The sequence below is a fragment of the Pantoea sp. V106_11 genome (genome assembly GCF_029967885.1).
Classification (GTDB): domain Bacteria; phylum Pseudomonadota; class Gammaproteobacteria; order Enterobacterales; family Enterobacteriaceae; genus Pantoea; species Pantoea ananatis.
On sequence record NZ_JASCAK010000022.1, the window covers coordinates 49,324 to 66,611 of the forward strand.

General features: G+C 55.7%; 18 protein-coding genes. 16 read left to right on the plus strand and 2 right to left on the minus strand.

Going from position 1 to position 17,288, the window contains the following annotated elements:
• Positions 1-36: 36 nt before the first annotated feature.
• Complete coding sequence (gene cybC / locus QLG08_RS05295; protein ID WP_014604912.1) at positions 37-423, plus strand: cytochrome b562; 387 nt, start codon at positions 37-39, stop codon at positions 421-423.
• A gap of 36 nt (positions 424-459) precedes the next feature.
• Here cybC and QLG08_RS05300 read toward each other — a convergent pair whose 3' ends face one another.
• Positions 460-1,257, minus strand: coding sequence for a DeoR/GlpR family DNA-binding transcription regulator (locus QLG08_RS05300; protein WP_141118340.1), 798 nt, complete (start codon positions 1,255-1,257; stop codon positions 460-462).
• 34 nt (positions 1,258-1,291) lie between these two features.
• Complete coding sequence (locus QLG08_RS05305; protein WP_013027367.1) at positions 1,292-2,188, minus strand: sugar kinase; 897 nt, start codon at positions 2,186-2,188, stop codon at positions 1,292-1,294.
• 165 nt (positions 2,189-2,353) lie between these two features.
• On the opposite strand from QLG08_RS05305, the gene yihU reads away from it, so the two are divergent.
• From yihU to QLG08_RS05380, 15 genes are all read left to right on the plus strand, one after another.
• On the plus strand, positions 2,354-3,250 hold the full coding sequence (gene yihU, locus QLG08_RS05310; RefSeq protein ID WP_013027366.1) for a sulfolactaldehyde 3-reductase: 897 nt from the start codon (positions 2,354-2,356) through the stop codon (positions 3,248-3,250).
• Between the two features lie 23 nt (positions 3,251-3,273).
• A complete protein-coding gene (gene yihT, locus QLG08_RS05315) occupies positions 3,274-4,149 on the plus strand; it encodes a sulfofructosephosphate aldolase (RefSeq protein WP_014604915.1) in 876 nt (291 codons plus the stop codon).
• A gap of 13 nt (positions 4,150-4,162) precedes the next feature.
• The gene (gene yihS, locus QLG08_RS05320; RefSeq protein WP_014604916.1) at positions 4,163-5,404 is read left to right on the plus strand and encodes a sulfoquinovose isomerase; all 1,242 of its coding nucleotides are present in this window, start codon (positions 4,163-4,165) and stop codon (positions 5,402-5,404) included.
• Positions 5,405-5,437: 33 nt separating this feature from the next.
• Complete coding sequence (locus QLG08_RS05325; protein WP_015699439.1) at positions 5,438-6,286, plus strand: aldose-1-epimerase; 849 nt, start codon at positions 5,438-5,440, stop codon at positions 6,284-6,286.
• A gap of 35 nt (positions 6,287-6,321) precedes the next feature.
• Complete coding sequence (locus tag QLG08_RS05330) at positions 6,322-8,379, plus strand: alpha-glucosidase (RefSeq protein WP_014604918.1); 2,058 nt, start codon at positions 6,322-6,324, stop codon at positions 8,377-8,379.
• A 14-nt stretch (positions 8,380-8,393) separates the two neighbouring features.
• The gene (locus tag QLG08_RS05335) at positions 8,394-9,287 is read left to right on the plus strand and encodes a sulfite exporter TauE/SafE family protein (protein ID WP_014604919.1); all 894 of its coding nucleotides are present in this window, start codon (positions 8,394-8,396) and stop codon (positions 9,285-9,287) included.
• A 46-nt stretch (positions 9,288-9,333) separates the two neighbouring features.
• Complete coding sequence (locus QLG08_RS05340) at positions 9,334-10,728, plus strand: MFS transporter (RefSeq protein ID WP_028715844.1); 1,395 nt, start codon at positions 9,334-9,336, stop codon at positions 10,726-10,728.
• Positions 10,729-10,773: 45 nt separating this feature from the next.
• Complete coding sequence (locus QLG08_RS05345) at positions 10,774-12,210, plus strand: MFS transporter (protein WP_014604920.1); 1,437 nt, start codon at positions 10,774-10,776, stop codon at positions 12,208-12,210.
• Between the two features lie 294 nt (positions 12,211-12,504).
• Entirely contained in the window at positions 12,505-12,849 is a 345-nt protein-coding gene (locus QLG08_RS05350) for a glycine dehydrogenase (RefSeq protein ID WP_013027358.1), read from the plus strand.
• A 27-nt stretch (positions 12,850-12,876) separates the two neighbouring features.
• Positions 12,877-13,233, plus strand: a complete 357-nt coding sequence (locus QLG08_RS05355) for an SFCGS family glycine-rich protein (RefSeq protein WP_013027356.1) — start codon at positions 12,877-12,879, stop codon at positions 13,231-13,233.
• Between the two features lie 3 nt (positions 13,234-13,236).
• On the plus strand, positions 13,237-13,533 hold the full coding sequence (locus QLG08_RS05360) for a DUF4312 family protein (protein WP_014604921.1): 297 nt from the start codon (positions 13,237-13,239) through the stop codon (positions 13,531-13,533).
• A 33-nt stretch (positions 13,534-13,566) separates the two neighbouring features.
• A complete protein-coding gene (locus QLG08_RS05365) occupies positions 13,567-14,343 on the plus strand; it encodes a DUF4311 domain-containing protein (protein ID WP_014604922.1) in 777 nt (258 codons plus the stop codon).
• A gap of 13 nt (positions 14,344-14,356) precedes the next feature.
• Positions 14,357-15,001 (plus strand): DUF4310 family protein, encoded by a 645-nt coding sequence (locus tag QLG08_RS05370; protein WP_282472827.1) that lies wholly within the window; start codon positions 14,357-14,359, stop codon positions 14,999-15,001.
• 54 nt (positions 15,002-15,055) lie between these two features.
• The gene (locus tag QLG08_RS05375) at positions 15,056-16,189 is read left to right on the plus strand and encodes an amidohydrolase/deacetylase family metallohydrolase (RefSeq protein WP_013027352.1); all 1,134 of its coding nucleotides are present in this window, start codon (positions 15,056-15,058) and stop codon (positions 16,187-16,189) included.
• Positions 16,173-17,288, plus strand: coding sequence for a DgaE family pyridoxal phosphate-dependent ammonia lyase (locus QLG08_RS05380; protein WP_019104892.1), 1,116 nt, complete (start codon positions 16,173-16,175; stop codon positions 17,286-17,288). Before QLG08_RS05375 ends, QLG08_RS05380 begins: the two co-directional genes overlap by 17 nt.

Below are 17,288 nucleotides of genomic sequence, written 5' to 3' on the forward strand. Positions count from 1 at the left end.
ATAAAAAGCATTCCCACAATAAAAAGGAAGCTGAGCATGCGTAAAGAGCTTATGTCGTTGTTAGCTGTAGCCGTGTTATCCGTGAGCGTGACCGCCGGTGCTGCCTCTCTTGAGCACGATATGAAAGATATGTCGGGTATCTATAAGTCACTGGACGGGGCGAAAAGCGCCGACCAGTTGCACAAGATGTTAGGTGATTTGCGTGCTAAAGCTGAGGATGCCAAAAAAGGCACGCCGGACAAGCTGGAAGGCAAAGCCTCGGACAGCCCGGAAATGAAAGACTTTCACAAAGGTATGGATGACCTGATCGCCCAGATTGATAAAGCGGATGCGCTGGCTAAGCAGGGTAAACTGGATGAAGCCAAAGCAGAAGCGCAGAAGCTGGCGGCTATCCGTAACGAAAACCACAAGAAGTTCCGCTAATTTTACCGATAACCCCGGCTTGCCGGGGTTAATTGCTCAGGGCTCTTCATCGCCGCCTGGCGTCGCCTGAATGATTTCCACCTGATGTGCTTTAAGTACGTTCTGCAACGCCGTTGCCGGCAACCGATCTGTAAACAGGGCGGTCGCCTGGGTAACGCTGCCCATTTCTACCGCTGCCGATGCCTGAAACTTGGTGTGGTCTGCCGCTAACAAAATATGACGCGCATGCGCCATCATGGTTTGCGCCACGGCGGCCTCGTTAACATCAAATTCCAGTAGCGCCCCATCGCTCTCAATGGCGCCCATGCTGGTAACCAGATAATCTGCCCGAAAACCGGCCACAAACGCGGACGTGACCGGGCCAATAATGCCACCGTTGTGGGGACGCAGCGTGCCGCCGGGCACCATCACTTCAAACTGTGGGCATTTGTACAGAATATGGGCGACACGAAGGCTGTTGGTGATAACGCGCAGATGTTTATGATTTGCCAGCGCCCGGGCGACGTGTTCAACCGTAGTGCCAATAGTGATAAATACCGTTGATCCATCGGGAATATAGTCCGCAATGGCTTCCGCAATCGCACGTTTTTCTTCAGTCTGTGAGACTTCGCGCTGTTCAAAAGCGGTATTCACTACGCTGGATGCACGGCCCGCACCACCATGATGACGCGTGATTAATCCCTGATCGCTGAGTTTACGAATATCGCGCCTGACCGTTTGTGTGGAAACGTCGAGCAGCAAGGCGAGTTCATCAATATTCATGTAGCCACGTTCAGCGATCAGCCTGAGCAAACGATCGTGGCGAGGATTACCGGTTACGTCCGAGAGGATCATGGATTGTTCTCTGAATACCACCATGGCACACAGTTTATACATTTACCGACATAAAAGAACAGGTTTGATCATAATCAGGGATCCCGTCTCGCCCGCCCGGTCGCGTACATTTTAGCGCCGCGACCGCACTGGCAAAGCGCACGGCCTCTGTGACAGAGCCCTTCTGCGCCAGTTTCACGGCCAGCCCCCCGTGGAAGACGTCGCCCGCGCCGGTGGTATCGACGACCTGTACCTCAAAGGCGGGCTGATGCTGGAGCGTGCCGGCGTCCAGCCAGACGCAGCCCTGAGCGCCCTGGGTAACATAGACATGACCATTTGTGAGCATTTGTGCTTTTTTTAACGCCGCCGTTTCCCCCTCCAGCCCGGTTAAGCGCTGTAAACCCGGCGCTGAAAATGCCGCATGATCGCTTAACGCCACCAGCTCCCCAATGTCCTGCGGGGTCACATCCCCATCCAGAATGGTGGGAACGCCCTGTTGGCGGGCCAGGGTAAACGCGCACTTGGCACCCTGGTGCCAGCGAACATCTGCCAGCACCGCATCCCATTGTGAGAAGTCGATCTCTGTTAGCCAGTCTGCGCATTCTGCTAAGTCCGGGCTAGGGTAGTTGGCAATCATCCGTTCCCCCTCGGCATCCACCAGAATCGCGGATTGTGAAGAGCGGGCGGCCTCAAAAACCTTAGTATATCGGGTCTTTACGCCGTACTCATTTAACTCAGACAGCAGTCTCTTCCCTGTGTCATCGTCACCAACCCGACCAATAAAATCCACCTCTGCACCCAGTTTAGCTGCGGCAACGGCCGCTGTAGCAGCCGGACCACCGCCGACTTCCCGATAGTTGTTTGCCACATATTTTCCGCTCTGAGACGGCAAGGTATCCAGATACCAAATGCGATCTAATACGGTGATCCCTACACAAGCAATACGCGTCATAACGCTTCCTCACATTTTGTTGGTGTTGTCATTTTAATTTCATCAAATGTTTTAAAAGTGACACCTGTCAATTTTTTGACCATAAATTACAAATATGATCTAAAAAAGACAGTAAAAGTCGTCTTTAATGACAAAATATGACAATAACGGGGTTGGGAGAGCGGTATGTCGGTAATTGCGTTTATTGGATTGGGACAAATGGGCGCGCCGATGGCGAGCAATCTGCTGAAGCAGGGCCATCAGCTCAACGTCTTTGATGTGGATCCTCAGGCCGTCGCGCGTCTGGTTGATAAGGGCGCCCGGGCGAGCGTTTCTGCTGCGGAGGCGGCAACCGGGGCCGAGTTTGTTATCACCATGCTGCCCAACGGCGAGTTAGTGCGTTCCGTACTGCTTGGCGACAAAGGTGTGTGTAGCACGCTGGCATCCACTGCGCTGGTGATTGATATGTCCACGATCCATCCGCTGCAAACCGATCGGCTGATCGGTGAGATGGCCGCTCGCGGTTTCAGCATGATGGACGTGCCCGTCGGCCGCACGTCAGACCATGCGATAGCCGGTTCACTGCTGCTACTGGCAGGCGGCACGCCGCAACAGGTTGCACGAGCAAAACCCGTGCTTATGGCGATGGGCAATGAGCTGGTCGTGGCAGGCGGCCCCGGTATGGGGATTCGCGTCAAGCTGATCAACAACTACATGAGCATCGCCCTGAATGCCCTCTCGGCGGAAGCGGCGGTGCTGTGTGAAGGTCTGGGGCTGTCGTTTGACGTGGCGTTGCAGGTGATGAACGGCACGCCTGCGGGCAAAGGGCATTTCACCACGACCTGGCCTGACAAGGTACTGAAAGGGGATCGCTCACCGGCCTTCATGATCGATCTGGCGCATAAGGACCTGGGGATTGCGCTGGATGTTGCCAACCAGCTGCATGTACCGATGCCGCTCGGGGCTGCCTCACGTGAAGTTTACAACCAGGCCCGCGCTGCCGGACGCGGACGCGAGGACTGGACCGCCATCCTTGAACATGTTCGCGCCAGCGCGGGCCTCATTTCTCCCCACACAGTGTGACGCTTAATTCAGAGGAAAGAAGCATGACTCATTACACCCTTAAAGACATCACCCGACCTTCAGGTGGTTTCGCCATGCTCGCAGTCGATCAGCGTGAGGCCATGCGTTTGATGTTCGCGGCCGCTGGCGCGTCACTACCCGTCAGCGATCGCGTGCTGACCGAGTTTAAAGTCAATGCCGCCAGCGTGTTATCGCCCTATGCCTCGGCGATCCTGATTGATCAACAGTTTTGTTTCCCGCACATCGTCGAACGGCAAGCGGTTGCCCCCGGCTGCGGCCTTATCGTCGCGGCGGATGAATTCATTCCGGGCAATGGCATTCCGGTGGACAGCGTGGCGATCGATAACAACGTCGATCCGGTGGCGATGAAGCGTGACGGCGCGAAGGCGCTGAAGCTGCTGGTGCTGTGGCGCAGCGATGAAGATCCGCAGCAACGTCTCGACATAGTTAAGGCCTTCAACACCCGCTGCCACCGCCATGGCCTGCTCAGCATTATCGAACCGGTAGTCAGGCCACCGCGCCGTGGCGATCGCTTTGATCGCGAGCAGGCGATCCTGGACGCGGCCACAGAATTGGGCAACAGCGGCGCGGATCTCTACAAGGTGGAAATGCCCCTGTACGGCAAAGGTACACAGTCGGATCTGCTGGCGGCCGCGCAAAAGCTCAACGATCGGATCGCGATGCCGTGGGTCATTCTCTCGTCCGGCATTGATGAAAAATTATTCCCGCGCGCCGTGCGGGTGGCGATGCAGGCGGGCGCATCGGGCTTCCTGGCCGGGCGAGCCGTCTGGTCTTCCGTCATTGGCTTACCGGATACCGACCTGATGTTGCGGGATGTCTCCGTCCCCAGGCTGCAACGGCTGGGTGAGATCGTAGATGAAATGATGGCTAAACGCTAAGAGGGCAACGCAAATGAAATGGTTTAACACGCTGAGTCATAACCGCTGGCTCGAACAGGAAACGGACAGGATTCTCGACTTTGGTAAAAACGCAGCGGTCGCCACCGGATTTGGCTGGCTGGGGAATACCGGGCAGGTAAAACCCGAGATGGGCACGCACCTGTGGATTACCGCACGCATGCTGCATGTCTATGCCGTTGCGGCCTCGATGGGACGGCCGGGAGCTTATCAACTGGTCGATCACGGCATTAACGCCCTGAATGGTGCGCTGCGCGATAAACAGTACGGCGGCTGGTATGCCTGCGTAAACGATGAAGGCGTCGTTGATGCGTCCAAACAGGGTTATCAGCACTTTTTCGTGTTGCTGGGCGCTGCCAGTGCGGTCACTACGGGGCATCCTGCCGCCCGCCAACTGCTGGATGACGCGATCGACGTGATCGATCGCTACTTCTGGAGTGAAGACGAACAGATGTGCCTGGAGTCCTGGGATGAAGCCTTTAGCAAGACAGAAGACTACCGCGGCGGCAATGCCAATATGCACGCCGTTGAAGCCTTCCTGATTGTCTATGACGTCACGCACGACAAGAAATGGCTGGATCGCGCGCTGCGTGTCACCTCGGTGATTATTCACGACGTCGCGCGCAGCGGTGAGTACCGCGTCAATGAACACTTCGACACTGACTGGAACCCATTACGCGATTACAACAAAGAGAATCCCGCTCACCGCTTCCGGGCTTATGGCGGCACGCCCGGACACTGGATTGAATGGGGACGTCTGATGCTGCATCTGCATGCTGCGCTGGAAGCGCGCTTCGAAACGCCGCCGGCCTGGCTTATTGAAGATGCGAAAGGCTTATTCGACGCCACTATCCGCGATGCCTGGGCGCCCGATGGCGCAGACGGGTTTGTTTACACCGTGGACTGGGATGGCAAGCCCGTAGTGAGTGAAAGAGTGCGCTGGCCCGTGGTTGAGGCAATGGGCACGGCTTACGCCCTGTATGCGGTCACTGGCGAGGCGCAATACGAAGCCTGGTACCAGAAATGGTGGGATTACTGCATCACTTACATGATGGATTTCGAGAATGGCTCATGGTGGCAAGAGCTGGATTGCGAAAACAAGGTGACCACCAAAGTGTGGGACGGCAAACAGGATATCTATCACCTGCTGCATTGCCTGGTGATCCCGCGCCTTCCTCTGGCACCGGGGCTGGCACCCGCCGTAGCGGCAGGATTACTGGACTGTAATGCGAAATAACCCCTGAAAAACAGACTAACGGGAGTACCAGCTATGCACAGCAGCGGACAAACCCTTGTTCTTCACGCTGGAGAATATCAGGCAAAAATCGTCACCGTAGGCGCTGGCCTGGCTGAGCTGACGCACGCGGGCCGCCATCTGGTGCTCCCACATCCTCCGGAGGCAATGCCGCTGGCGCATATGGGCAAAGTCCTGATTCCCTGGCCGAATCGCGTCTCGAAAGGAACCTGGAAACATAACGGCAAGCTGCTTCAGCTACCCATCAATGACCACGAAGGCGTTACCGCCATTCACGGCTTATTGGCCTGGCGTGACTGGCAGATCGCCAAACACACCGACAGCGAGGCGACCTTAACGGTTTTCCTGCCGCCCAGTTACGGCTATCCGTTTGCGTTGCTATCGGCAGTGACTTACCGGCTTGATGCCGCACAGGGCCTGCAGGTCAGTATCAGCAGCCAGAACGTAGGCGATCAACCCGCGCCCTACGGTGTCGGTTCGCATCCTTATCTGACCTGCAACATGACCCTGGTGGATCACTGCCTGCTTACGCTACCGGCCGCGATTGCAGAAGGGGATTTTCTTACCCCGCGTCGGTTGGCGTCGACGCAGATCGACTGCAGTGTTAACACCCGCGCAGCCGGACGCGAATGGGAGGTGAGATTAACTTGTCCACAGCAGGCACTTTCGGTTTTTTTACGCAGCGATCAACCCTGGTTGCAAATTTACAGCGGCGAAAAACTTGGCCGCACGGGATTGGCAGCCGAGCCAATGAGTTGTCCACCTGACGCGTTCAATTCTGGCATTGATGTGATTTTTCTTGCGCCACAGGCGCGCCATCTCATGACGTTCACGATTGGCTGTGACCAGCACGAATCACGCTAAACCTTATTTTTTTATCCTACAACGCAGAGGTCAGAATGCATTTACAACATCCTGAGACGGCAGGCGTAAAGCTGACTGCCGCCGGTAACGGCTTTTCACTGACTTATCAAAACAGACAAATTCTTAGCCACAGCGAGGAAAAACCCTGTCTGTGGATAGGCAATGGCAACGCCGATATCGACATGTTTCGCGGCAATTTCAGTATTAAAGACCGGTTGAATGAAAAACTGGCGTTAACCTCGGCCGTTGTGACTGCGCAGGACACCGGCTGGACGGTGCGCTTCTCACGCGGAGAGGTATTTAGCGCCACGCTGATCATCGGCACAGATGAAAACGGCCGCCTGTTGCTTACGCTGACAAACGACAGCGACAGGCTTAACCGTATCTGGCTGAGGCTGTCAGCCTTGGACGACGATCATATCTACGGCTGTGGCGAGCAGTTTTCCTGTTTTGATTTGCGCGGGAAACCTTTTCCACTCTGGACCAGCGAACAGGGCGTCGGGCGCAATAAGAAAAGCGTGGTCACCTGGCAGGCTGACTGTGCAGAGAATGCCGGCGGAGATTACTACTGGACCTTTTTCCCACAGCCGACCTTTGTCAGCAGCCAGAAGTATTACTGCCATGTGGATAACAGCGGCTACATGAATTTTGACTTCAGCGCAGCGGATTATCATGAACTGGCTTTCTGGGAAAATAACGCCACGTTACGTTTTGAATGTGCCGATACCTACATCGCCCTGCTGGAAAAAATGAGTGCCCTGTTGGGGCGTCAGCCGGTATTACCGGACTGGGTTTACGATGGCGTCACGCTGGGGATCCAGGGCGGCACCGACATCTGCCAGCAGAAGCTGGACAAAATGCGTCAGGCGGGCGTGAAAGTGAATGGCATCTGGGCGCAGGACTGGTCCGGCATCCGGATGACCTCCTTCGGCAAACGCGTGATGTGGAACTGGCAGTGGGACAGCGAGCTTTATCCCCAACTGGACGCGCGCATTCAGCAGTGGAAAGCGGAAGGCGTACAGTTCCTGTCTTATATCAACCCTTACGTTGCCAGCGACCGTAACCTGTGCGAAGAGGCCGCCCGGAAAGGATATCTGACCAAAAATGCGGCTGGGGACGATTACCACGTCGAATTTGGTGAGTTTTATGCGGGCGTCGTCGATCTCACGAATCCGGAGGCTTACCACTGGTTCAAAGGCGTCATCAAAGACAATCTGATTGCCCTGGGCTGTCGCGGCTGGATGGCGGATTTTGGGGAGTACCTGCCAACGGACACGTATCTGCACAACGGCGTCAGCGCCGAAATCATGCACAATGCCTGGCCCGCGCTGTGGGCGAAGTGTAACTACGAGGCGCTGGAAGAAACCGGCAAACTCGGTGACGTGCTGTTCTTTATGCGTGCGGGTTACACCGGCAGTCAGAAATACTCCGTGATGATGTGGGCCGGGGATCAAAATGTTGACTGGAGCCTGGACGATGGCCTGGCCTCGGTGGTGCCCGCCGCGCTGTCACTGGCGATGAGCGGCCACGGTTTGCATCACAGCGACATCGGTGGCTACACCACGCTGTACGGCATGAAACGCAGTAAAGAACTGCTGCTTCGCTGGTGTGACTTCAATGCTTTTACCCCGATGATGCGCACCCATGAAGGGAACCGTCCTGGCGATAACTGGCAGTTTGACAGCGATGAAGAAACCATTGCCCACTTTGCCCGCATGTCCACGATCTTCACCACCTTAAAACCTTATATCAAGCAGGCTGTCGCGCAGAATGCCCACTCGGGCTTACCCGTTATGCGCCCTTTGTTTTTGCACTATGAAGCGGATGCCCGCACCTACACGCTCAAATACCAATATCTGCTGGGGCGTGACCTGCTGGTGGCACCGGTTTATGAAGAGGGCCGCCGCGACTGGTCGCTCTATCTGCCTGAAGACCGCTGGGTCAACATGTGGACCGGAGAAACGTTAAACGGCGGGGATATCACTGTCGCCGCGCCGATGGGGCAGCCGCCGGTATTTTATCGGGCAGACAGCGAATGGCAGTCATTGTTTGCTTCATTACGGCTTGCTGGCAGTCAGATATTGCCACAGTAGCGGGAGAAAGGATTATGGATTTCTTTACGCTACTTACACCTGAAGGTCTGGAAATCACCACTGAGGTCGTCTGCATCATTATTGCCATTATGTTTCTGTACACCTTTATTGGCATCTGTGCTGGATTTGGTGGCGCGCTGGTTACGATGCCGCTGGTGACGTTGCTGCTGCCGGTCAAAATGGCTGCACCGATGTCGGTGATTGTGGGGACGGCAACGGCGCTGTATGCCACCTGGCTGTCTCGCAAGGAAACCAACTGGAAGTCAGCCCTGGTGCTGATCCTGTTCTCCTTTGCCGGTATCCCTTTGGGCATTTACGCGCTGTCCAATTTTCCGGACGACGTGATGAAAACCGGGCTGGGCGTTTTCCTGATCCTTTATTCGTTCTACAGCCTGTTTATTCCTCGTCTGCCTGTCTATGACAAAAACTGGATAGTGATGCCCACCGGTATTATCGCCGGGGCGCTCGGCTCGGCGTTTGCCACCAACGGTCCGCCCGTCGTGATCTACGGCATGTTAAGGAATCTGGCACCCGCTGCTTTTCGCGGCACGCTCAATGCATTTTTTACCGCGAATAACATCGCCATTATTGGCGGCCTGACCACCAGCGGCATTTTAACGGTCTCAACGGTCAAGCTGGTGATGTTCTGCATTCCTACCATGATCCTTGGATCGTTAGTGGGCCAGTATGTGCACAAGCGTATCTCCGTGCGGGCTTTCCGACTGATGGTGTTTCTCCTGCTGATTGCTTCGGGCTCCATGCTGATCAAAGGCGCTCTGGATATCCCGGCCTGGCAGGTACTGGTGCCCTCATTTGGCCTGCTGGCCGTCATGCAGCTGCTGTTTGGTAAAAAAGTGGCCGCTATTCGCGCTGAAATCGAGCAACAAAACGCTTCAAAACCATCCTGAAAAAGCGGCCCTGCTGACAGGTTCAGTGGGGCAGCGGAGAGAAATCATGAGCCAACACCATCTTGCTTCCGGCAGTGAACCGGCGACGTTACGGTTGCCCTTCAAAGAGAAAGTCGCCTATGGCATCGGCGATCTGGGTTCAAATATTTTATTAGATATCGGTACGCTCTACCTCCTGAAGTTCTATACCGACGTGCTGGAGCTGCCGGGAACCTACGGCGGCATCATTTTCCTGGTGGCCAAGTTTTTTACCGCCTTTACCGATATGGGCACCGGCATCATGCTGGATTCGCGGCGTCGGATTGGCCCGAAAGGCAAGTTCCGTCCCTTCGTGCTGTTCGCGGCCTTTCCGGTAACCCTGTTAGCTATCGCCAATTTTGTGGGTACGCCGTTTGACGTCACCGGAAAAACGATCGTCGCCACAGTGCTGTTTATGATGTATGGCCTGTTCTTCAGCATGATGAACTGTTCCTACGGTGCGATGGTGCCCGCGATGACGAAAAACCCCGACGAGCGTGCCGCACTGGCCGCGTGGCGGCAGGGCGGCGCAACGCTGGGCTTGCTGATCTGTACCGTGGGTTTTGTACCGGTCATGAACCTGATTGAAGGCAATCCGCAGCTGAGTTATGTCGTTGCGGCCACGCTGTTCTCGGCGTTTGGCTTATTTTTTATGTGGTGGTGTTATGCCGGTGTAAAAGAGCGTTATGTCGAGCAACCCGCCAGCAGCCCCACGCAGAAACCGGGACTGTTAGCGTCGTTCCGTGCCATCGCGGGCAACCGTCCACTGTTTATCCTGTGCATTGCCAACTTATGCACACTGGGCGCCTTTAACGTCAAACTGGCGATCCAGGTTTATTACACCCAGTACGTGCTGAACGATCCCATTCTGCTGTCATGGATGGGATTCTTCAGCATGGGGTGCATCTTTATTGGCGTATTTATGATGCCCGGCGCGGTCAGGCGCTTTGGTAAGAAAAAAGTGTATATCGGCGGTTTGCTGATTTGGGTCGCGGGCGATCTGCTCAACTATTTCTTCGGCGGCGGTTCGGTCAGTTTTGTCGCGTATTCCTGTCTGGCTTTTTTTGGCTCAGCCTTTGTCAACAGCCTTAACTGGGCGCTGGTTTCCGATACGGTGGAGTACGGGGAATGGCGGACGGGCGTTCGTTCTGAAGGTACGGTTTATACCGGTTTTACCTTTTTCCGTAAGGTCTCACAGGCGCTGGCCGGCTTTTTCCCCGGCTGGATGCTGACACAAATCGGCTACGTGCCCAACGTGATTCAGTCGTCCGGAACGGTAGAAGGGTTGAAGCAGCTGATGTTCATCTATCCCGGTGCGCTGGCCGTGATCACCATCGTGGCCATGGGGTGCTTCTACAATCTCAATGAGAAGATGTATGTCCGTATCATTGAGGAGATCGATGCACGTAAGCGTCAGCGCTAATTTGGCTTTGTGACTGCGCCGGTCGCGGCGCTAAAAGGATCACTTATGAAGACAGGCTCCGATCCATTAACGCTGAAACTCCCGCTGCGTGAGAAGGTGGCTTACGGCGTCGGTGATTTTGGCTCCAACCTGATGCTGACTATCGGGACGCTTTATTTACTCAAGTTCTACACCGATGAGCTGGGCATGCCAGCCTGGTACGGCGGGGTGATTTTCCTGGTGGCGAAATTCTTTACCGCCCTAACCGATATGTTCACCGGCATTGTGCTGGATTCACGCCGCCATATTGGCACGAGAGGAAAATTCAGACCTTTTATTCTCTATTTCTCGCTGCCGGTAGCGCTGGTGGCTGCGGCACAGTTTGTTGCTAACGACTTTAGCCTGACGATAAAGACAACGATCGCGACCGCCCTGTTTATGACGTTTGGTCTGTTTTACAGCCTGATGAACTGTTCCTATGGCGCAATGGTGCCAGCCATAACCAAAAATCCCCACGAACGCGCCCACCTCGCCGCCTGGCGGCAGGGCGGGGCAACGGTGGGATTACTGGTTTGCACCGTGTGCTTTATGCCCATTCAGTCGCTGTTTGTTGGCAAAAGTGCGCTGGGCTATCAGGTTGCCGCCGCCGTCTTTGTGGTCGCCGGGCTGCTGTGCATGTGGTTCTGTTACAGCGGGGTTAAAGAGCGCTATGTTGAGCTCACCCCGACGCATCATAAACCCGGTGTGGCAACGGCCTTCCGCGCCATCTTTCACAATCCGCCGTTGCTGGTTCTGTGCCTCGCGAACCTCTGTACCCTGGCGGCGTTTAATATCAAGCTGGCCATTCAGGTCTACTACACGCAGTACGTGCTGAACGATGTTCATTTGCTCTCCTGGATGGGCTTCTTCAGCATGGGCTGTATTCTGGTGGGCGTACTGCTGGTGCCCACAGCGGTAAAACAGTTTGGTAAGAAACAGGTTTATCTGGGGGGACTCATCCTCTGGGCCTTGGGCGATCTGGGTAACTTTCTCTGGGGAAGCAGCTCTCTGCTGTTCGTCATGTTCTCCTGCGTGGCGTTTTTCGGTACGGCATTCGTTAATAGCCTTAACTGGGCGCTGGTGCCGGATACCGTAGAGTACGGGGAGTGGAAAACCGGCATTCGGGCAGAAGGTGCCTGTTACACGGGCTACACCTTCTTTCGCAAGATATCCGCCGCGCTGGCAGGATTTTTGCCCGGTCTGATGCTGACGCAAATAGGCTACGTGCCCAATGCCGTACAAAGCGATGGCACGCTGGCAGGTTTAAGGCAGCTGATCTTTATCTGGCCCTGTTCGCTGGCGATTGCGGCGGCGTTGATCATGGGCTTCTGCTACAAGCTGAATGAAGCGCGTTTTGCCCTGATCGTGGCCGCCATTAGCCGACGTAAAACGCATCGCCTCCAGCCCGTTGACGACAAAAACCGCGTTACGCCATTACGTCAGCCCACTGACGCTGAGTCATAAGTTTCTCTGTTACCTTGCCCTCAGGGTTGCTGTTTGCCAGTTTTGTGACGGCTGACCAGCAACCCGGTTTTCTGTTTATTCCTCATCTGCCGCCTTTCCTGTGTGATATCCCTTTTTTAACTCACTGTTTAATCTGTTAAAAATAATTCGTCCCCTAAGCGAACGCGCAAGTTTGCGTTCCGGATCACTCACAAGGGCCGGATTTCCACTTCGAAACGGAAAAAGTCGTTCTCCACAGCGCTGCCGCCTCTGGTTAGTTTGAGATCACGCTAAGCGCGAAATGGGAAGCAGACGATGAGTACGGGTAAGGGAGCGGTAGCGATGAATGCGTCACAAGACGAACAGCAAAGGATTCAGGCCCTGACGGATCGCGTGATGGCGCAGATTGAGGTGCTTTTTGCCGAGCGGGCCATCCAGCCGAATGCCGTGCAGATACAAATGCTGGCTTCGCACGTGCGGGCAATGGCATTGCGATCCGTCACCGGCGAGAGTCTGCCAGAGGTTGAGGCTGAGCTGTTTGACGAAATTTCCAAAGAGTCGATGGCGCTGGCACAGCAGGTGGTGGACCTGTTTGGCAATTTGCCACCAGAAGAAGCCTGGCTGCTTTCTGTCCACTTTGAAGTGGCGAAGAACGACTAATTTTCCAACCCTGAGAGGAACAGACATATGGTAACCGTAGTGATCGGCGATCGTTTAGGTAAAGGACAAAAAGTGGCGGCTGGCGTAGAAAAAGCGGGTGGCCGTGCCGTTGTGGTGCCGGGCGTCGCGGCAGACATGAAGCTGGGCGACGTCATGAAAGCAGAGAATGCCGATTTCGGTATCTCCTTTTGCGGCAGCGGAGGGGCAGGCGCGATTACGGCGCAAAACAAATACGGCTATAAGGCCAAACATGGTATGCGCTCTGTGGATGAAGGCGTGACCGCCATTAATGAAGGCGCCAACGTGCTGGGCTTCGGCTTTATGGACAAAGAAGAGCTGGGTGAACGTCTGGTTCAGGCCTGGAACAAAAAACACGGTGGATAAGGAATGAAAGAGACCTTTACAACCTCGGTAGCCGTAAGCGGTAAGGGCGACACCAAGGCGAAAGCCTTCGCAGATGCGCTGAGTCGTGTACAGCACGAAGTCCTGCGCAACGCCAATAAGATTCTGCTGCGCATTGAACCGCAGGACGTAAAGGTGGTGCGCGCGCGGGAACGCGTCTCAACCGAAAAATTCCTTTTCTTTTTCCTGGCACGCGAGCGCAGGCTCTTCAGCGTCGACCTGGAGGTCACCATTAACGTGACCTGCCTGGACGGCGATAAGGTCGAGTTCACCCGCGTGTAAGTCAGCCTCAAACAACACATATAAGGAAAGAGGATGTTTCTCATCATTTTGCTCAAGTCGTTAATTATCGGCGGCCTCGTGGGCGTCGGTGTGGGCGCCGGTGCCGCCCGCATGTTCCATGCCCCGACGACACAAGGTATGGGCGCCTTTCGCACACTGGGTGAACTTAACTCCTGTGAAGGCGATCCTGCCTCTCACTTCTCTTTTGGGTTGGGATTCTTCTTTAACGCCTGGGCCTCCTCCGTGGCGGCGGGTGCGTTCACGCAGGACGTGGATCATCGCATCATCCCCAACTGGGGCGCGGCGGCGATCATGATCAAAAACCGCAATGTGGCAGAGACGCTACACGACCCGAAAAAGATGGCTATCGCCTGCGGCATCATCGGCATGGTGGTGGTGGCTTTTCTCAACTCGACCGCCTCTGCTGTTCCGGCGGCTCTGCAGGTCACGGCGGTAAAGGTGCTGGTACCGGCCGCTAATTTGCTGGTGAACACGGTCATGCCGGTGATCTTCTGGCTGGCGGCAATTGACGCCGGTAAGAAATCGGGCTTTTGGGCCACCATCTTCGGCGGTCTGGCACAGCTGATTATGGGCAATGCCGTACCGGGCCTGGTGCTGGGCATTTTGATTGGTAAAGGGGTTGAAGAGAGCGGCTGGAACAAAGTGACCAAAATCATGATGACCGCCATCGTCGCCCTGTTTGTTCTCAGCGCCTTCTTCCGCGGTTTCGATATGAAGATGCTGCAATCCTTCCAGCTCGGCATTCCTGGCTGGCTCGACAGTATTCATAACAGCCTGAGCGGCAAATAACGGAGCGTCTGCAATGGAAGAATCAAACAAAGGTTTCTGGTATGCCGACTGGTCATTCCCGATTTTTGTCGGTCTGCTCTCCTCCGGCGTGTTTGCCGGGACCCATATGTACTGCCTGTACGGTATCGGCGCTTTTAACGAAGTGGCCTTCGTCTCGATGTTACGGGCGGGCATCGATACCGGCGTTTACGGCGCGGTGGCCGCTTTCGGTGCCAGCTTTCTGTTCGCCCGCATCATTGAAGGATCGCTGGTCGGGATTCTGGATATCGGTGGTGCCATCCAGACCGGCGTCGGGTTGGGCGTGCCCGCGCTGCTGCTGGGCGCCGGTTTTGTCTTCCCGGTGGCGAATTTTGCGGCTTCGCTGGTCACCGGTCTGGTTATCGGTGTGGCGATAGGCTACGTCATCATTCTGGCGCGTAAGTTCACCATTAATCAAAGCAACAGCACCTATGGTGCGGACGTGATGATGGGCGCGGGCAATGCATCAGGACGCTTCCTGGGGCCATTGATTATCCTGGCCGCCATGGGCGCCTCCATTCCTATCGGTCTCGGTTCGCTGTTGGGTGCGCTGGTGTTCTATCTGTGGAACAAACCGATCACCGGCGGGGCGATCCTCGGTGCCATGATCCTCGGCGCGATTTTTCCGGTCGCGATCTGATCGCGTTAATGCCCGATTGGTGAAGGCCGATCGGGGCAGTCAAAGGAGATTCCTATGTACGATCTGATTCTGCGTCGGGCGCGACTGCCGGATGAACGTCTGATCGATATCGCCATACTCGACGGAAAAATAGCCGCCGTGGGTGAGGTAACCGGCAGGGCAAAAGTGGAACAAACCCTGGCGGTGGATTGCTATCTCAGTGCGGGCTGGATCGACTCCCACGTACACTGCTATGAAAAATCGCCCATCTATCACGATCATCCCGACCGGATTGGCGTGGAAAGCGGCGTCACCTGTGTTGTCGATGCAGGCAGTACAGGTGCAGACGACATTGATGATTTCAGACAGCGCACGCAAGCGGTCACCACCCAGGTTTTTGCGCTGCTGAATATCGCCCGCACCGGCATCGTTACCCAAAATGAACTGGCGGACATGACCCAGATTGATCGCCCGGCGATTGCCGATGCGGTAAGACGTCATCCCGATTTTATCGTCGGGCTTAAAGCCCGGATGAGCAGCAGCGTGGTGGGCGAAAACGGCATTCGGCCGCTGGTGCTGGCGAAGGCGATTCAGCAGGAAAATGGCAACCTGCCCCTGATGGTGCACATTGGTAACAATCCCCCCAACCTCGATGAAATCGCCGCGTTGCTGACCTCCGGCGACATCATCACCCACTGCTACAACGGCAAGCCAAACCGCATCCTGACGCCCGAAGGGCAACTGCGTGCAGCGGTAAAACAGGCACTGGCAAGGGGCTTGCGGCTTGATGTTGGCCACGGCAGTGCCAGCTTCAGCTTTGAGGTGGCGCGCGCGGCGATTGCCCAAGGCATTCTGCCTGACACCATCAGTTCAGACATCTACTGCCGCAATCGTCTGAACGGACCGGTTTATACCCTGGCGCACGTGATGTCGAAATTTTTCAATGTAGGCATGACGCTGCCACAGATTATTGCCTGCGTAACGCATCAGGCGGCCAGCGGGCTGAGATTACGCAGCAAAGGTGCTATTGAGCCCGGACTTGATGCCGACTTTACCCTGTTTACCGTGGCGCACGAATCCGTGTCGTTTGTGGATGCGGAAGGGCTGGCGGAGCAGGGCGATCGCCAATTGATTCCTCTGGCGGCTATCGTCGCCGGTGAGTGCTGGATGACTGAAGAAGGGAAAAAACACAATGTCTTCACTGTATGAGAAATATGGCCTGAAGCAGGTCATTAATGCCTCTGGCCGCATGACCATTCTTGGCGTGTCTACACCGGCCAGCGACGTGGTTGATACGGTTAAATACGGCCTGGAGCACTATTTTGAAGTGAAGGACCTGGTTGATAAGACCGGGGCTTACATCGCTAATTTGCTGCAGGTGGAAAATGCGCTGGTGGTGTCCTGTGCTTCTGCGGGCATCGCCCAAAGCGTGGCTGCCGTCATTGTGAAAGATGACGACTGGCTGCTGGATAATTTACATAGCGCACCGCTGACCGTGCCGCACGACATCGTGGTGCCAAAAGGGCATAACGTGAATTACGGCGCGCCCGTTGGCAGCATGATTGCGCTGGGCGGCGGTCGGACGGTTGAGGCGGGTTACAGTAACGAGTGCTCGCCACAGCAGCTTTCCGCTGCAGTCACCGCCCAGACGGCGGCCATTCTCTATGTGAAGTCCCATCACTGTGTACAAAAGAGCCACCTGAGCGTGGCGCAGGCCGCCGAGGTGGCACGTAAGCATGGCGTGCCGCTTATCGTGGATGCCGCCGCTGAGGAAGATCTGCAGTGCTATTACCAGGCGGGTGCCGATCTGGTTATTTACAGCGGGGCCAAAGCCATTGAAGGCCCCACCAGCGGCCTGGTTATCGGGAAACATCAGCTTGTCGAGTGGGTGAAGCGCCAGAGCAACGGCATTGGCCGCACCATGAAAGTGGGCAAAGAGGGGATTCTGGGACTGACCCAGGCCATTGAATCCTACCTGACCCTGCCGAAAACCACCGGCGCCCAGATGGTGGAAAAAATGACGCCTTTCATCAACAACCTTAACGGTCTGGATGGCGTCAGTGCGCGCGTTGTATGGGATGCCGCCGGGCGCGACATTGCCCGGGCAGAGATCAAATTCGATGAGACCACAATCGGGCATCAGACCGGCGATCTGGTGCAGGCGCTAAAAAACGGTGATATCGCCATTTACTTCCGTGGCTACAAAGCCAATGAGGGCGTTATTGAAGCCGACGTGCGCAGCGTCAGCGCTGAGCAGCTGCAGATTATTTTCACCCGCATTCAGGCGCTGTTAACAGGAGAAAAATAG

What these genes read in the sequence shown, in the direction of transcription:
- cybC (WP_014604912.1), top strand. Translation starts at nt 37, where the DNA reads ATGCGTAAAGAGCTTATGTCGTTGTTAGCTGTAGCCGTGTTATCCGTG.
- QLG08_RS05330 (WP_014604918.1), top strand. Translation starts at nt 6,322, where the DNA reads ATGCATTTACAACATCCTGAGACGGCAGGCGTAAAGCTGACTGCCGCC.
- QLG08_RS05300 (WP_141118340.1), bottom strand. Translation starts at nt 1,257, where the DNA reads ATGATCCTCTCGGACGTAACCGGTAATCCTCGCCACGATCGTTTGCTC.
- QLG08_RS05365 (WP_014604922.1), top strand. Translation starts at nt 13,567, where the DNA reads ATGTTTCTCATCATTTTGCTCAAGTCGTTAATTATCGGCGGCCTCGTG.
- QLG08_RS05345 (WP_014604920.1), top strand. Translation starts at nt 10,774, where the DNA reads ATGAAGACAGGCTCCGATCCATTAACGCTGAAACTCCCGCTGCGTGAG.
- QLG08_RS05340 (WP_028715844.1), top strand. Translation starts at nt 9,334, where the DNA reads ATGAGCCAACACCATCTTGCTTCCGGCAGTGAACCGGCGACGTTACGG.
- yihS (WP_014604916.1), top strand. Translation starts at nt 4,163, where the DNA reads ATGAAATGGTTTAACACGCTGAGTCATAACCGCTGGCTCGAACAGGAA.
- QLG08_RS05350 (WP_013027358.1), top strand. Translation starts at nt 12,505, where the DNA reads ATGAGTACGGGTAAGGGAGCGGTAGCGATGAATGCGTCACAAGACGAA.
- yihU (WP_013027366.1), top strand. Translation starts at nt 2,354, where the DNA reads ATGTCGGTAATTGCGTTTATTGGATTGGGACAAATGGGCGCGCCGATG.
- QLG08_RS05355 (WP_013027356.1), top strand. Translation starts at nt 12,877, where the DNA reads ATGGTAACCGTAGTGATCGGCGATCGTTTAGGTAAAGGACAAAAAGTG.
- QLG08_RS05305 (WP_013027367.1), bottom strand. Translation starts at nt 2,188, where the DNA reads ATGACGCGTATTGCTTGTGTAGGGATCACCGTATTAGATCGCATTTGG.
- yihT (WP_014604915.1), top strand. Translation starts at nt 3,274, where the DNA reads ATGACTCATTACACCCTTAAAGACATCACCCGACCTTCAGGTGGTTTC.
- QLG08_RS05375 (WP_013027352.1), top strand. Translation starts at nt 15,056, where the DNA reads ATGTACGATCTGATTCTGCGTCGGGCGCGACTGCCGGATGAACGTCTG.
- QLG08_RS05325 (WP_015699439.1), top strand. Translation starts at nt 5,438, where the DNA reads ATGCACAGCAGCGGACAAACCCTTGTTCTTCACGCTGGAGAATATCAG.
- QLG08_RS05335 (WP_014604919.1), top strand. Translation starts at nt 8,394, where the DNA reads ATGGATTTCTTTACGCTACTTACACCTGAAGGTCTGGAAATCACCACT.
- QLG08_RS05360 (WP_014604921.1), top strand. Translation starts at nt 13,237, where the DNA reads ATGAAAGAGACCTTTACAACCTCGGTAGCCGTAAGCGGTAAGGGCGAC.
- QLG08_RS05370 (WP_282472827.1), top strand. Translation starts at nt 14,357, where the DNA reads ATGGAAGAATCAAACAAAGGTTTCTGGTATGCCGACTGGTCATTCCCG.
- QLG08_RS05380 (WP_019104892.1), top strand. Translation starts at nt 16,173, where the DNA reads ATGTCTTCACTGTATGAGAAATATGGCCTGAAGCAGGTCATTAATGCC.